Source organism: Arthrobacter arabinosi (assembly GCF_054511115.1).
In genome coordinates, this window is record NZ_JBTNDF010000002.1 from 1 (window position 1) to 14,149 (window position 14,149).

Consider the following 14,149-nt stretch of genomic DNA (forward strand, 5'->3'; position numbering starts at 1 on the left):
AACCAGCAAATTCAACCAATCAAAAAACAATCGGTATCAACAAACTTGGCACACTATTGAGTTCTCAAACAACAGGAACAAACGATTACTCACAGGAACCGGACGCTTACACGCCCACCGGCCCCGCTTTCCTCCGCCGTTATGATCACAGCTTATTTCACATTCTTTTCCCTTGTCAAATCCCCCGCCGTGGCCTACACCACCAACAAAAGAAAACAACAAAAGAAACGAACCCACCACAAATGCCCGCCCGATCCGACACCACGAAAACAGCGCACGAACCAGCCACAGGAATTTGTTGGGGATCGCCACCCTCACCGGGGCAACTCCATAACTATACGGCCGCCCCGCCCCGGCGGCAAATCGGGCCGCACCCCACGGACGGACGAGCCGGCACTCCCCTGGTGGGGCGTGCCGGCTCGTCGAAGCAGGAGGGGGTCGGCTCAGGCCACGTCGACCATGGCCAGGTTGCGCTTGCCCCTGCGCACCAGGAGGTACCGGCCGTGCAGCAGATCGTCCTCGCCGACGGTGTGGTCGGCATCGGTGATCTTCGTGTTGTTCACGTAGGCGCCACCCTCGCCGATCGTGCGGCGGGCCGCGGAATTGCTCCCCGACAGGCCGGACGCGACCAGCAGCTCGATGATGCCCAGCCCGTCCCGGGGAACCGGAACGGACGCGAGTTCGGCCGTCGCCGCCTGGAGGGTCGCGAGGTCCAGAGACCCCAGGTCGCCCTGCCCGAAGAGGGCTGCCGACGCTGCGATCACTTTCTCCGTCGCGTCGACACCGTGCACGAGGGCCGTGACGTCGTAGGCCAGCGCACGCTGCGCGGCCCGTTCGTGCGGCCGCTCCTCCGTCGCCCGCTCGAGTGCCTCGATGTCGGCGCGGCTGCGGAAGCTGAAGATGCGCAACCGCTGCGAGACATCGGCGTCGGAGGTGTTCAGCCAGAACTGGAACATGGCGTAGGGGCTGGTCATCGCGGCGTCGAGCCAGATGGCGTTGCCTTCGCTCTTGCCGAACTTGGTGCCGTCCGAGTTCGTGATCAGCGGCGTCCCGATCGCGTGGACGCTCGTGCCCTCCACCTTCCGCACGAGGTCCGTGCCGCTGGTGAGGTTGCCCCACTGGTCGGATCCGCCGGTCTGCAGGACGCAGCCGTAGTCGCGGAACAGCTGCAGGTAGTCCATCCCCTGCAGGATCTGGTAGCTGAACTCGGTGTAGCTGATGCCCTCGTCGGAGTTCAGTCGCTTGGCGACCGTCTCCTTCTTGATCATCGTGCCGACGCGGAAGTACTTCCCGACGTCCCGGAGGAAGTCGATGACGCTCATCGGCCCGGTCCAGTCCAGGTTGTTCACGATCCGCGCCGCACCGTCGCCCTCGAAGTCGAGGAACCGGCGGACCTGCCCCTCGAGGTGACCGACCCACTCGGCGACGGTCTCCTTGGTGTTCATGGTGCGCTCCGCCGTCGGCCGCGGATCGCCCACCAGCCCGGTGGAACCGCCCACCAGGCCGAGGGGACGGTGGCCTGCGAGCTGGAGGCGGCGCATCAGGAGGAGCTGCACCAGGTTGCCGAGGTGCAGGCTCGGGGCCGTGGGGTCGAAGCCGCAGTAGAACGTGATGGACGGTCCGCCCAGCAGTTCCTTCAGCTCCCCCTCGTCGGTGGAGACATGGATCAGTCCACGCCAAACGAGCTCGTCGTGGACGCCGTCGAAGGAGGGATCGTTGCGCTGGCCTGCGAGGCCACTGACCGGGATATCTGTTTGCGAGGACACGAGTCCAAATTATCAGTCGGCTATACCAGCGGGAATCCGGCCGCTGGAGATGACACGGAGGCGCTGCGTCGGGCGGGTCATCGCCACGTACAGGTCGCCGACCCTGGCTGTCGCGGAATCGAGCATCTCCTGCGGCTCGAGGATCACGACGCCGTCGAACTCCAGGCCCTTCGACCCGCGCGGACTCATCACCACGATGTCCTGGCCCGGGCCTCCCGCACCGGAGCCGACGCGATCCCCGTACGCCGGCGTCAGGGCGCTCCGGACCGCGGGCAGCAGATGTTCCGGAGCGATGACGGCGAGGAGCCCGCCGTCGATGGCGGCCAGCTCCTCGGACATGGCCTGCACCAGGGCGGCCACGGCGTCACGCACCGTGTCCAGCACCGGCGGGAACCGCCCCTCCCGCACGGCCTTCGGCGCGGACACGACGAGGCCCGCCGCGTTCGCCATCCGCACGGCGGCCTCGGCGATCTGCGCGGGCGTGCGGTAGTTGACGGTCAGCTCCTCGAGCTGCCAACGATCCCCGACGAACGGTTCCAGGGCCTGCTGCCAGGACCTCGAACCGGCGGCCGAGCTGGTCTGGGCGATGTCACCGACGATCGTGAAGGACTTCAGCGGGCAGCGCCGCATCAGCAGGCGCCACTGCATCGGGGAGAGTTCCTGGGCCTCGTCGACCACGATGTGCCCGTAGGCCCAGGTGCGGTCGCCGGAGGCGCGCTCGGCGGCCGTGAGCCGCGTGGCGGTCACCGCGTTGTGCCGCGCGAGGTCCTCGGCGGTCAGCACACCGTCCACCCCGGAGTCCTCCAGTGAGGCGTTGACGTTCTCGAGGGCCCGCTCCGCGTTGGCGAGGTCGCGCTTCTGCTCCTGCTCACGGGCCGCGGTGTCGCGTCCGGCCGACGGGTCGAGGTCGCCGAGCAGTTCCGCGGCCTCGTCGAGCAGGGGTACATCCGCTTCGGTCCACGGGGAACCCGCAGGCCGTGCCAGGGCGGCGAGTTCGTCCTCGCCCAGACCGGGGGCCGCCGCGCGCAGCAGCTCGGGGCGGGCGAAGAGTTCGGACACGAGCTTCTGCGGCGTGAGAGGCATCCATGCCAGGTTGAGCGCGATCCGCACGTCACGGGAGCTGCGGACGTCCTCGGCGAGGTAGGAGCGGTCGGCGTTGTTGCCGCCGCCCGAGGACTCCTCCAGCTTGTCCAGCAGCTGCTCGGTGAGCTCGCGGAGGAGGATCTTGACGAACGTGATCCGCGCTTCGTTGTGTGGTTTCCCGGTGGCCCGGGCCCGCTCGCGGGCGCGGGCCACCTGGCGGGGGGTGAGGGTCAGCATGGTGCCCTCGACGTTGAGTCGCTTGTTCTCCGACGGGACGCGCTCCCGGTTGGCGACGGCAGTGCGAAGGACCTGCGCCATCTCCATCCTGCCCTTGACGGCTGCCGCGGTCTCGTCCGTCTCCGCCACCGTCGCGACGCCGGGCATCAGGGTGCCGATGCCGGCCATGACGACGCCGGTCTCACCGAGGGACGGCAGGACGCGCTCGATGTACTTCATGAAGGCGTCGGTGGGTCCCACGAGCAACACGCCGGCCGACTTCAGCCGCTCACGGTGCGTGTAGAGGAGGTAGGCGGCGCGGTGGAGCGCGACGGCCGTCTTGCCGGTGCCCGGGCCCCCCTGGACCACGGTGACCCCGGGCAGAGGTGCCCGGATGATGCGGTCCTGCTCCGCCTGGATGGTGCCCACGATGTCGGACATCTGGCCGGTGCGGCGCGTATTCAGTGCCGCGAGCAGGGCACCCTCGCCCTGCAGCGAGTCGTCGTCGCCGAGCAGGTCCGCGTCGAGGACGTCGTCCTCGATCGCGACGACGTCGCGGCGCGAGAGGATCAGGTGGCGGCGGCGCCGGACGCCCATGCGCTCGAAGGCCGTGGCCTGGTAGAACGTGCCGGCCTCGGGTGCGCGCCAGTCGACCATGAGCTGCCGGAGGTCCTCGTCGGACAGTCCGATGCGGCCGATGTACCGCTTGTCGCCGTCGTCCAGGTCGAGGCGACCGAACACGAGGCGGTCGTCGACGGCATTGAGCTGGGCGAGGCGGTCCTCGTACATCGTGGCGAAGGCGTCCCGCTCCGACCTGTTCTGGTGGGATCCGGCCGCCTGGGTGCGCCGGACCTCGGCGAGCTGATCGGCCTTCTCCGCCCGGAGTTCGTCGAGACGGTGGTACAGGCCGTCGACGTAGCCGCGCTCGTGCTCCAGCTCGGCCTTGGCCTGGGACGTCTCGTGCATCGGACAGTTCCTTCCTTGAAACGCAGACCGTCAATTCTAGCGTGGTGGACGCTACACGGTTTCGAGCGCGTGCACCCGCAAGCCGTTCAGGGCGTCGCGTCCGGCGAGGTCGGCCAGCTCGAGGACCACGCCGCACCCGACGACGACGGCCCCGGCCTGTTCGAGCAACGCTCCCGCGGCGACGAGTGTTCCCCCCGTGGCGAGGACGTCGTCGAGCAGGAGGACGCGCGTCCCGGCGGGCAGGTCGGCCTGGTGGAGCTCGAGGGACGCTTGACCGTATTCGAGGTCGTAGGACTCCCGGTACACGGCGCGGGGCAGCTTGCCCGCCTTGCGGACGGTGACGACGCCGGTGCCGGTCGCGTATCCGACGGCCGCGGCGAGGAGGAAGCCGCGGGCCTCCACCCCGGCGACGGCGTCGAACTGGTCCGCGAAGGCTTCGGCGAGCGCGTCGACGACGGCGCGGAAGGCGCGGGCGTCGGCGAAGACCGGTGTGAGGTCCCGGAACATGATGCCGGGTGACGGGAAGTCGGGGACCACCATGCACAGGCGGTCGACGGCGTCGCGCGCCTGCAGCGCCAGTGCGGTGGCGCCGGGTACGGTCGCCGGGCCGAGGTCCATTTCGCTGATATTCACGGATCAACCTTACGGGCTGCACGGGGCTTCCCCGGACGGAAGCGGGAGACCGTGGGCTCCTCCGGCAGCCAGAAGCGCCACGGATACTCCTCCGTTCCGGCGGCACCGCTGACGCCCACGCGCGGTCCGCGCAGGACCGCCGGCGCAGGCTGCTCCGGCAGGACCAGGCGGAAGGGGTGCGCGAGCACGTCGGCGCCGTCATTCCGGCGGTCGAGGCCGAGCGCCTGCGCGAGACGCGCGGGCCCCCGGGCGAGGTCGAGGTCGGTCGCCGGATGCGAGCGCCGGTCGCGGGCGAGGTCCGCACCGTCGACGATCTCTCCCGCCCGCAGGAGCAGTCCCGTGGCCCACCCTTCGTCCCCGCACACGATGTTGGCGCAGTAGTGCATGCCGTAGGTGAAGTAGACGTAGAGGTGCCCGGCGGGCCCGAACATCGTCGCGTTCCGCGCGGTCCTGCCCCGGAACGCGTGGGAGCCCGGATCGTCCGGGCCGAGGTAGGCCTCGACCTCCGTGACGCGGACAGTGACGTCGCCGTCGTCGCTGCTGTGCGTGAGGTGCGCGCCGAGGAGCGAGGGCGCCACCTCGAGGGCGCTGCCGCCGAGCCGTGCGCGGGGGTCCGGGTCCGTCCTGCCCTGTTCGATCACTCCCCGACCGTAACCCAGGGCTCCCCCGCCCCTCCCACCGCCGTGTCCGAATCCCGCTAGTGCGGTGCCCGGCCGACTGGCAGGATGACGGCATGGACTTCTGGCAGCAGTACAGGGCGATCGACGCCCGGGACGCCCGCTTCGACGGGCAGTTCGTGACCGCTGTCTCGAGCACGGGCATCTATTGCCGGCCCTCCTGCCCTGCCCGGACGCCGAAGCCCGCCAATGTCACCTTCTTCCGCACCTCGGCCGCCGCGCACGACGCCGGGTACCGCGCCTGCAAGCGATGCCTGCCCGAGGCCGTCCCGGGGGACCCGGAGTGGAACCTGCGCAGCGACGCGGCGGCCCGGGCCATGCGGCTCATAGCCGACGGCGAGGTGGACCGCGCGGGCGTTCCGGCCCTGGCGGCGCGCCTGGGGTACTCCCCCCGCCAGCTCAACCGCATCCTGAAGGATGAGCTCGGCGCCGGGGCACTCGCCCTGGCCCGGGCGCATCGAGCCCAGACGGCCCGCACCCTCCTCACGGCCTCGACGCTCCGCTTCGCCGACGTGGCCTTCGCTGCGGGCTTCGGGAGCATCCGGCAGTTCAACGACACCGTCCGGCAGGTGTTCGACCTCACGCCGGGCCGGCTGCGGGAGGCCTCCCGGCCCGGGACGCAGGGGCCCTCCACGGCCGATCCCGGCGGGCCGCTCCGGATCTCGCTCTCCCTGCCTACGCGGCTGCCCTACGACAACGGGATCTTCCGTTTCCTCGCCGCCCGCGCCGTGGCCGGTGTGGAGGTCGGGACGGCGACCAGCTACGAGCGCCTGCTCCGCCTGCCGGCCGGGCCCGCCTGGTTCAGGGCGGACGCCGTCGAGACCCGGGGCGGCGGTCGGGCCGCCCTGCCCGTCACGGTGTCGGTGGCGGGGCTGGCGGATCTTCCCGCGCTGCTCAGCCGTATCCGCAGGCTGTTCGACCTCGACGCCGACCCCGTGGCGGTCGACGCCGCCCTGTCGCGCGACGCCCGCTTCACCCGACTGGTCGCGGCTGCGCCGGGGTTGCGTCTCCCGGGGTCTCTGGATCCCCACGAGACCCTCATCCGCGCGGTCGTGGGCCAGCAGGTCACGGTCGCCGCGGCGACGACGGCCCTCGGCCGGCTCGCTGCTGCGGGTCCTCCCGTCGCGGTGCCGGGCACTGCACTCGACCGGTTCTTCCCCTCCGGCGGTGACCTCGCCGCCGCGCCCGACCCGTTGCTGCGCGGACCGCGTCGCCGCAACGATGCCCTGCGGGCGGCGGCACGGGCGCTCGCATCCGGTGATCTCGCGATCGGGATCGGCTCGCACCCCGCGCAACTGCGCGCCGACCTGCTGCGGCTGGACGGCGTGGGACCCTGGACCGCCGACTACGTCGCCCTGCGCGTGCTCGGCCACCCGGACATCCATCTCCGGGGCGATGCCGCGGTCCGCACCGGCTGGGCACGGCTCGCGCCCGGTTCCCCCGCCGGGTCCGCGGCGGCCCTCGAGGCGGCCATGGCCGCCGTCCGGCCGTGGCGCTCCTACGCGACAGTGCACCTGTGGCGGAACGCAGCCGCCCCGACCGCCCTGACGTCCGATGATGCCGCCTGACCGTGCCCCACGTACCCTGAACCCTCCCCTCGAACGGATGCCCGCCATGAGCGCAACGCCCGCCCCCGCCGCCCTCCGGGGCGCCACGACAGCCACCATCGACACGCCCGACGGCCCCTTCACCGTGATCGAAGCGGAAGGGGCGGTCCTCTCGTCCGGCTGGACCTCCGGGCCGGACGAGCTGATCGCGCAGATCCACCCCAGCCTCAGGGCGGCCGCCTTCGATCCGGCGGCGTCGGCCATGCAACCCGTCCTCGACGCCGTGGCCCGCTACTACGACGGCGACGTCGAGGCCATCGCTGCGGTGCGGGTGCGCCAGGCCTCCGGACCGTTCCGGGCCCACGCCTGGGACGTCCTGCGCACGATCGCCCCGGGGGCTCCGGTCACCTACCTCGAGTACGCCGCCCGGGCGGGCAACCCGGCCGCGGTCCGTGCTGCTGCGGGGGCCTGCGCGAAGAACGCCGCCGCGCTGTTCGTCCCGTGCCACAGGATCATCAGGACGGATGGCTCGCTGGGCGGCTTCCGCTGGGGGCTGCCGGTCAAGCAGCGGCTCCTCGACCGTGAGGCCGGCCTCTCCGTGTGATCCGGCCCGCCGGGTCTCAGGCGTGGGCGACCAGTCGCTGCCGGGCCGCCATGTCCCGGTACAGGTCGCTGCTCTCCAGGAGCTCGTCGTGCGTGCCGACGCCGGTGACCCGCCCCTGGTCGAGGACGACGATCTGGTCGAAGTCCGCCACCGTGGACAGGCGGTGGGCGACGACGACGACGGTGCGGTTCCGCGAGGCCTCCCCCAGCGTCTGCTGGAGCAGCTGCTCGGTCCGCGAATCCACGGCCGACGTCGGCTCGTCCATGAGCAGGACGGGTCGGTCGGCGAGGATCACGCGGGCCCATGCGAGGCGCTGCCGCTGACCGCCCGAGAGCCGGATGCCGTCCTCCCCCAGGTTGAGGTCCAGGCCGTCGTCCGACCTGTCCCCCAGCGCGTCGAGGCCGACGGCCGCGAGGACACGGCGGAGCTGGTCGTCGGTGGCAGCCGGGGCCGCCAGCCGCAGATTGTCGGCCAGGGTCCCGCTGAGGACGGGGGCCTCCTGCTCCACGAGGCCGATGCGCGAGCGCAGGTCGGAGCGCGGGATCCCGGGCAGGGCGACGCCGTCGAGGAGGATGCTGCCCGCCGTCGGTTCGTAGAACCGCTCCAGCAGGGCCAGAACCGTGGACTTGCCGGCGCCCGAGGGCCCGACGAGGGCCGTCCTGCTGCCCGCGGGGACGGTGAAGCTGACGCCGTCGAGGACCAGGTGCCCGACCGTGCCGCCCTGCAGGTGCCCCTCCGAGGTGCCCGGCACGTCGGGCGACACGGGCGACACAGGCGACACGGGCGACACGGGCGACACGGACCCGTCCGCTGACGTCGGCGTGCCGTCCGCGACATCCGCGGCGTCCCCTCCGTCGTCGTCGCCATAGCGGAAGCTGACGTCGTGTAGTTCGATGCTGCTGCCGCGGCCCGAGGGGGCCGCTCGGAGTGTGCTCCCGACGACGTGCTCCTCGTCCGCCCGTTCGGGCTCGAGCCGGGCGATCTCCTGGATGCGGTCCAGCGCCGCGAGGCCGGACTGGATCTGCACGAACGCGCTCATCGCGGACCCGATGGGCATCACGAGCAGGAACAGGTAGAGGATGAAGGCGATCAGGTCGCCGAGCAGCAGTTCGCCGGCGGCCACCCGGATGCCGCCCACGGCGAGGACCACGATGAATGCACCCTGGACGCAGACGGACATGATGGGCTGGACGGCGGCCTGGAGGCGGGCCATGGCGATGCCGGCGTCGAAGGCCGTGGTCGCCTCGACGTCGATCACCGCGGCTTCGCGTTCCTCGGCGACCGACGCCTTGATGGTGCGGATGCCGGAGAGGCCACGCTCGACGGCGGCCGTCATGGAGCCGACGGCGTCCTGGACGTCGCGGCTGCGCCTGCGAATGAGTCGGCCGAGAAACACGACGCCGCCCGCGCCGACCAGGACGGCGGTCAGCGTGATGCCGAACAACAGGGGGTCGATGAGGACCATCAGGACGACGGCCGCGCAGAACATGAGAATGGACGAGACGATCTCGAACAGGCCGGAGGTGATGACGCTGCGCATGAGGGTGGTGTCGGAGCCGACCCTGGACATGAGGTCGCCGACACGCCGACGGTCGAACTCGCGCACGGGCAGGGCGAGCAGCTGCCCCACCAGGGACCGGCGCACGCCGAGAACCACGGATTCCGCGGTCCGCTGGAGGAGGTAGGACTGCGCTGCCCCGAAGACGGCCCCGCCGAGCGTGATGGCGACGAGGAACCAGACGAAGACGGCGGCGGGGCGGCTCGTGGACACGGCGTTGACGAGTTGCTGCACCATGAGCGGCTGCGCGATCGAGAGGCCCGTCGAGACGAGGGAGACGACGGCGACCAGGGCGAGGACACGCACATGCCCCCGCAGATAGGGGAAGAATTCCCGGAGCGTGGCGCGCGGGGCGGTGGGCTGCATGCTCACACGATGCGCCGGGCGGTGGAGGGTGTCAAAGCACTTCGCGGCGGGCGTAGCGGGCAGGTATGCGGGGCCGGTGCGTTGGATGTGCAGGAGCGGCGTTGTAGGGTGGCCGCGTGATCCTCCCCGATACTTCCCAGGACGCCGTCGCGGTCGCCGACCACTACGACGAGCTCGACCCGGTCTATCGTCGCGTGTGGGGGGACCATGTCCATCACGGGCTGTGGTCGACGGGCCGGGAGACGCCTGCCGAGGCCGTCGAGGCGCTGGTCGACACTGTCGGCGACCGGCTGCGCCTTTCGCCCGGCGACACGTGCGTCGACATCGGTTGCGGGTACGGCTCCACCGCACGGCAGCTCGCGGTGACACGCGGCGTCCGCGTCACCGGCTTCACCCTGTCCGCCGAGCAGGCGCACTACGCCGCCGCGCAACCCGTACCCGGCGTGGACATCCGGGTCGGCGACTGGCTCGTCAACGGGCTGGCCGATGCCTCGGCCCATGCGGCGTGGGCGATCGAGTCGAGCGAGCACATGGTCGACAAGCCCCGATTCTTCGCCGAGGCGCATCGCGTGCTGGCGCCCGGCGGCCGCTTCGTCGTCTGCGCGTGGCTCGCCGAGACCGATGCCGGCCCCTGGAAGGTCCGCCACCTGCTCGAGCCGATCTGTCGGGAAGGGCGGCTGCCGTCGATGGGCACGCGCGAGGACTATGAGGCGATGGCCCGGGCGGCGGGCTTCACGATCGTCGGCTATGAGGATGTCAGCCGCCGCGTCGCGCGCACCTGGACGATCTGCGCCCGACGGCTGGTGAGGACCCTGCTCGTTGATCGGGAGACCCGCCGCCTCGCCCGCAGCGCACGCAACCGCGTCTTCCTTCTGAGCGTCCCCCGCCTCATCCTGGCCTACCGCACCGGTGCGATGCGTTATGGGATCTTCACGCTGTCGAAGGCGAACGGTACCCCCCACGAACCGGGCACCTCGACGCAGCAGGAGACCGGCCCCGCCGTGGGGCGATAGAGGCGACCCCCGCCGGGGGGGATCACCGGACTCAGCGGACGATCTTGAAGTTGAAGGCAGGGGTGCCGAGCGCACTGTAGAGGCGGAGCCAGACGGGCAGGAGCATCTCGGTGCCTCGGGCGGTGGTGATGTCACCGAGGTCGATGATGTCCTGGTGGCCGAACTCCTGCAGCAGTGCCGTGACAGTGTGCTTGGCGTCGGTGTCGTTCCCGGAGACGAAGACGCTGCCGGGCTCGGGCAGCTTCCCCGGATGGGCCATCAGGTCTGCCGTGACGGCATTGAGGGACTTCACGACGCGGGCGGTGGGGAAGGCGCGCTGGATCCGCTCGCCGAGGGAGTCCGTGTCCTTGACGAGCAGGGTCGGCGGCATGCCACGGCTGAAGTCGAGGGGGTTGGCGACATCGAGGACGACCTTGCCGTCGAGGCCCTCCGTCCCGACCCGGGCCAGGGCGTCCAGGGACGCACTGCCGTTCGTGGCGTTGATGACGAGCTCCGCCCCGGAGACGGCGTCACCGAAGTTGCGCACGGCGACGCCGGGGTTCGCGGCCGCCCAGTCGGCGAACGGGGCGTTGCCCAGGGCGTCGACGTCGATGCGGGCGAGCGTGGCCTGGGCGTCACGGGTGCCGAGGGTGACGTCGTGCCCCAGTTCGATGAGCCGCGCGGCCAACGTGCGCCCGACGGAGCCGGTTCCGAGGATGGCGATTCTCATGGCGTGATCTCCTCCAGGGTTCGTTCGAGTCGTGCCACGACCGCGATCCGACGGATCGTTCTCGACAGTCTGTGACGGATCCGACCATCTGTCGAGCCCGCGACGCGACGAACAGGCGCACTGCCACCGGCCCGCCCTGATCCGAGCCTCGGTCGGCCCGTGCCGCATGATGCTCCCCTCCGGGACAGATTCCGGGTAACGGGCTCCCGGCTGGCGGGTCCGGCCCGTGGGCTCCGGGCGGGACCCGCGGTGCGGCCCCGAGCAGGAGCCGCACCGCACTCGGGCGTGGGCGGTCAGCCTGCGGCGTACGCCTCGACACCGTCGAGCTCGGCGCGCAGTGCGGTGAGCTGGCGGCGGACGGCGGCCGGAGCCGTCCCACCCTGAGCGTCCCGGCTGGCGAGCGATCCTTCCACCGTGAGCACCTCGCGCACCGCGGGCACCAGGTGCGCGGAGATCCCCGCGAACTCCTCGTCCGTCAGGTCCCACAGTTCCACGCCGCGCTGCTCGGCGACGCGGACGGCGGCACCCGAGAGTTCGTGCGCCTCGCGGAACGGCACGCCCTGCCGCACGAGCCACTCGGCGATGTCGGTCGCGAGGGCGAATCCCTGCGGCGCGAGCTCCGCCATGCGCGCGGTGTTGAAGACGAGCGTCGCGATCATGCCGGAGACCGCCGGCAGCAGGACCTCGAGGGTGTCGACGGCGTCGAACACCGGCTCCTTGTCCTCCTGCAGGTCACGGTTGTACGCCAGGGGCAGTCCCTTCAGCGTCGCGAGAAGACCTGTCAGGTCGCCGATCAGCCGCCCGGCCTTGCCGCGCGCCAGCTCGGCGACGTCGGGGTTCTTCTTCTGCGGCATGATCGACGAGCCGGTCGAGAAGGCGTCGTCGAGCGTGACGAACGAGAACTCCTTCGTGGCCCACACGATGATCTCCTCGCTCACGCGGGAGAGGTCGACGCCGATCATCGCCGACACCCAGGCGAACTCCGCGTAGACGTCCCGTGACGACGTCCCGTCGATCGAGTTGTGTGTCGCGGAGAAGAAGCCGAGATCCGCCGCGACGGCCTCCGGGTCGAGGCCCAGAGAGGAACCGGCGAGGGCCCCCGATCCGTAGGGCGAGACCCCGGCACGCCGGTCCCAGTCCTGCAGCCGCTGCACGTCCCGCAGCAGCGCCCACGCGTGGGCCAGCAGGTGGTGGCTCAGCAGCACGGGCTGCGCGTGCTGCAGGTGGGTGCGCCCCGGCATCGGCACCTCGAGGTGCGCCTCGGCCTGGTCGACGAGGGCACCGATCGTCGCGAGGACGCCACGGGCGATGATCCGGGCGTGGTCCCGGAGGTACATACGCCCGAGCGTCGCCACCTGGTCGTTGCGGGACCGGCCGGCACGCAGCTTGCCGCCCAGCGCCGGTCCAGCGCGCTCGATGAGGCCGCGCTCCAGTGAGCCGTGCACGTCCTCGTCGCTCTGCGCCGGCGCGTAGGCACCGGACCGCACGTCGGCGTCGAGACGGTCGAGGGCGTCGATCATGCCGGCGAGCTCGCCGTCGTCGAGCAGGCCCGCGCGGTGGAGCACGCGGGCGTGGGCGCGGGAACCCTCGATGTCGTAGACCGCCAGGCGCCAGTCGAAGTGCGTCGACTTGCTGAGCGCGGCCAGGGCGTCGGCGGGGCCGCCGGCGAACCGGCCGCCCCACAGCGATCCCTCGTTCGTCCCCGAGCGCACCGAACTCTCTGGAGCCATCAGGCGCCCGCCCGCTGGTCCCGGCCCGAGGCCACCTTGGAGGACAGGCCGAAGATCTCGATGAAGCCGCGCGCCATCGACTGGTCGAAGGTGTCCCCGGAGTCGTAGGTGGCGAGGTTGAAGTCGTACAGTGCGACGTCGGAGCGGCGGCCCGTGACGGTCGCACGGCCTCCGTGGAGGTTCATACGGATGTCACCCGTGACGTACTGCTGGGTGTCGTCGATGAAGGTGTCGAGCGAGCGCTTCAGCGGGGAGAACCACTGGCCGTCGTACACCAGTTCGGTCCAGCGCTGGCCGACGGTCTTCTTGAAGCGGGCGAGCTCACGCTCGACCGTGACGTTCTCGAGCTCGCGGTGCGCGGCAATGAGGGCCATCGCTCCCGGGGCCTCGTAGATCTCGCGGCTCTTGATGCCGACGAGCCGGTCCTCGACGATGTCGATGCGGCCGATGCCCTGCGCACCGGCGCGGCGGTTCAGTTCCTCGATGGCCTGCAGCGGCGTCACCGCGTTGCCGTCGATCGCGACCGGGATGCCCTCCTTGAAGGAGATGATGACCTCGTCCACGGCGGGCGGGAACTCGGGCGACTCGGTGTAGTCGTAGACGTCCTTGGTGGGTCCGTTCCAGATGTCCTCGAGGAAGCCGGTCTCGACGGCACGGCCCCAGACGTTCTGGTCGATGGAGAACGGGTTCTTCTTGGTGGTCTCGATCGGCAGGCCCTTCTCCTCGGCGAAGGCGATGGCCTTGTCGCGGGTGAGGGCGAGGTCGCGGACGGGCGCGATGCACTTCAGGTCGGGGCCGAGGGTCTGGATGCCGACCTCGAAGCGCACCTGGTCGTTGCCCTTGCCGGTGCAGCCGTGGGACACCGTGGTCGCGCCGAACTGGCGGGCCGCGGCCACCAGGTGCTTGACGATCACGGGCCGGGACAGCGCGGAGACCAGGGGGTAGGCGTCCATGTAGAGCGCGTTGGCCTTGAGGGCCGGCATGCAGTAGTCGGTGGCGAACTCCTCACGGGCGTCGGCCACGTAGGCTTCGACGGCACCGCAGCCGAGTGCGCGCTGGCGGATGGTCTCGAGGGATTCGCCGCCCTGTCCGACGTCGACGGCCACGGCGATCACCTCGGCACCGGTGGCTTCGGCGATCCAGCCGATGGCGACGGAGGTGTCGAGTCCGCCGGAGTAGGCGAGGACGATGCGTTCGGTCACGGGAAGTGCTCCTTCGATTGTCCGGGCAAGCGCCCGTGGGTGGGTAGGTCTCAAGGGTGTCATGCCGCGGCAGGCACAG

The 14,149-nt window shown here is 71.0% G+C and carries 11 protein-coding genes; 3 read left to right on the forward strand and 8 right to left on the reverse strand.

Annotated features, from left to right (window positions below; translation table 11 throughout):
* Positions 1-443: 443 nt before the first annotated feature.
* From tyrS to ACX80P_RS04210, 4 genes are read right to left on the reverse strand one after another with little or no spacing between them, the layout of a single operon-like run.
* A complete protein-coding gene (tyrS, locus tag ACX80P_RS04195) occupies positions 444-1,766 on the reverse strand; it encodes a tyrosine--tRNA ligase (RefSeq protein ID WP_459276802.1) in 1,323 nt (440 codons plus the stop codon).
* A 12-nt stretch (positions 1,767-1,778) separates the two neighbouring features.
* Positions 1,779-4,031: a HelD family protein gene (locus ACX80P_RS04200; RefSeq protein ID WP_459276803.1), complete on the reverse strand. Its 2,253-nt coding sequence runs from the start codon at positions 4,029-4,031 to the stop codon at positions 1,779-1,781.
* 51 nt (positions 4,032-4,082) lie between these two features.
* Positions 4,083-4,649: an adenine phosphoribosyltransferase gene (locus ACX80P_RS04205; RefSeq protein WP_459277487.1), complete on the reverse strand. Its 567-nt coding sequence runs from the start codon at positions 4,647-4,649 to the stop codon at positions 4,083-4,085.
* Positions 4,650-4,660: 11 nt separating this feature from the next.
* On the reverse strand, positions 4,661-5,305 hold the full coding sequence (locus ACX80P_RS04210) for a DNA-3-methyladenine glycosylase (protein ID WP_459276804.1): 645 nt from the start codon (positions 5,303-5,305) through the stop codon (positions 4,661-4,663).
* A gap of 92 nt (positions 5,306-5,397) precedes the next feature.
* Here ACX80P_RS04210 and ACX80P_RS04215 point away from each other — a divergent pair, with 92 nt between their 5' ends.
* Together ACX80P_RS04215 and ACX80P_RS04220 are read left to right on the forward strand one after the other, a co-directional pair.
* Positions 5,398-6,909, forward strand: coding sequence for an AlkA N-terminal domain-containing protein (locus ACX80P_RS04215; protein ID WP_459276805.1), 1,512 nt, complete (start codon positions 5,398-5,400; stop codon positions 6,907-6,909).
* Positions 6,910-6,955: 46 nt separating this feature from the next.
* A complete protein-coding gene (locus tag ACX80P_RS04220; RefSeq protein WP_459276806.1) occupies positions 6,956-7,492 on the forward strand; it encodes a methylated-DNA--[protein]-cysteine S-methyltransferase in 537 nt (178 codons plus the stop codon).
* Between the two features lie 16 nt (positions 7,493-7,508).
* Here ACX80P_RS04220 and ACX80P_RS04225 read toward each other — a convergent pair whose 3' ends face one another.
* Positions 7,509-9,416, reverse strand: a complete 1,908-nt coding sequence (locus tag ACX80P_RS04225; RefSeq protein WP_459276807.1) for an ABC transporter ATP-binding protein — start codon at positions 9,414-9,416, stop codon at positions 7,509-7,511.
* A 116-nt stretch (positions 9,417-9,532) separates the two neighbouring features.
* Here ACX80P_RS04225 and ACX80P_RS04230 point away from each other — a divergent pair, with 116 nt between their 5' ends.
* Complete coding sequence (locus ACX80P_RS04230; protein ID WP_459276808.1) at positions 9,533-10,429, forward strand: class I SAM-dependent methyltransferase; 897 nt, start codon at positions 9,533-9,535, stop codon at positions 10,427-10,429.
* A gap of 31 nt (positions 10,430-10,460) precedes the next feature.
* On the opposite strand, the gene ACX80P_RS04235 is transcribed toward ACX80P_RS04230, so the two are convergent.
* From ACX80P_RS04235 to ACX80P_RS04245, 3 genes are all read right to left on the reverse strand, one after another.
* Positions 10,461-11,138 (reverse strand): NADPH-dependent F420 reductase, encoded by a 678-nt coding sequence (locus tag ACX80P_RS04235; RefSeq protein WP_459276809.1) that lies wholly within the window; start codon positions 11,136-11,138, stop codon positions 10,461-10,463.
* Positions 11,139-11,431: 293 nt separating this feature from the next.
* Positions 11,432-12,868, reverse strand: coding sequence for an argininosuccinate lyase (gene argH, locus ACX80P_RS04240; protein WP_459276810.1), 1,437 nt, complete (start codon positions 12,866-12,868; stop codon positions 11,432-11,434).
* Positions 12,868-14,070 carry an argininosuccinate synthase gene (locus ACX80P_RS04245; protein WP_459276811.1) on the reverse strand — a complete coding sequence of 401 codons (1,203 nt, stop codon included), beginning with the start codon at positions 14,068-14,070 and terminating at the stop codon, positions 12,868-12,870. The genes argH and ACX80P_RS04245 overlap by 1 nt, the downstream gene beginning before the upstream one ends.
* Positions 14,071-14,149: the final 79 nt, after the last annotated feature.

Coding starts and splice junctions, on each gene's coding strand:
- ACX80P_RS04200 (WP_459276803.1), bottom strand. CDS start 4,031: ATGCACGAGACGTCCCAGGCCAAGGCCGAGCTGGAGCACGAGCGCGGC.
- ACX80P_RS04205 (WP_459277487.1), bottom strand. CDS start 4,649: ATGGACCTCGGCCCGGCGACCGTACCCGGCGCCACCGCACTGGCGCTG.
- ACX80P_RS04215 (WP_459276805.1), top strand. CDS start 5,398: ATGGACTTCTGGCAGCAGTACAGGGCGATCGACGCCCGGGACGCCCGC.
- ACX80P_RS04220 (WP_459276806.1), top strand. CDS start 6,956: ATGAGCGCAACGCCCGCCCCCGCCGCCCTCCGGGGCGCCACGACAGCC.
- ACX80P_RS04225 (WP_459276807.1), bottom strand. CDS start 9,416: ATGCAGCCCACCGCCCCGCGCGCCACGCTCCGGGAATTCTTCCCCTAT.
- ACX80P_RS04235 (WP_459276809.1), bottom strand. CDS start 11,138: ATGAGAATCGCCATCCTCGGAACCGGCTCCGTCGGGCGCACGTTGGCC.
- argH (WP_459276810.1), bottom strand. CDS start 12,868: ATGGCTCCAGAGAGTTCGGTGCGCTCGGGGACGAACGAGGGATCGCTG.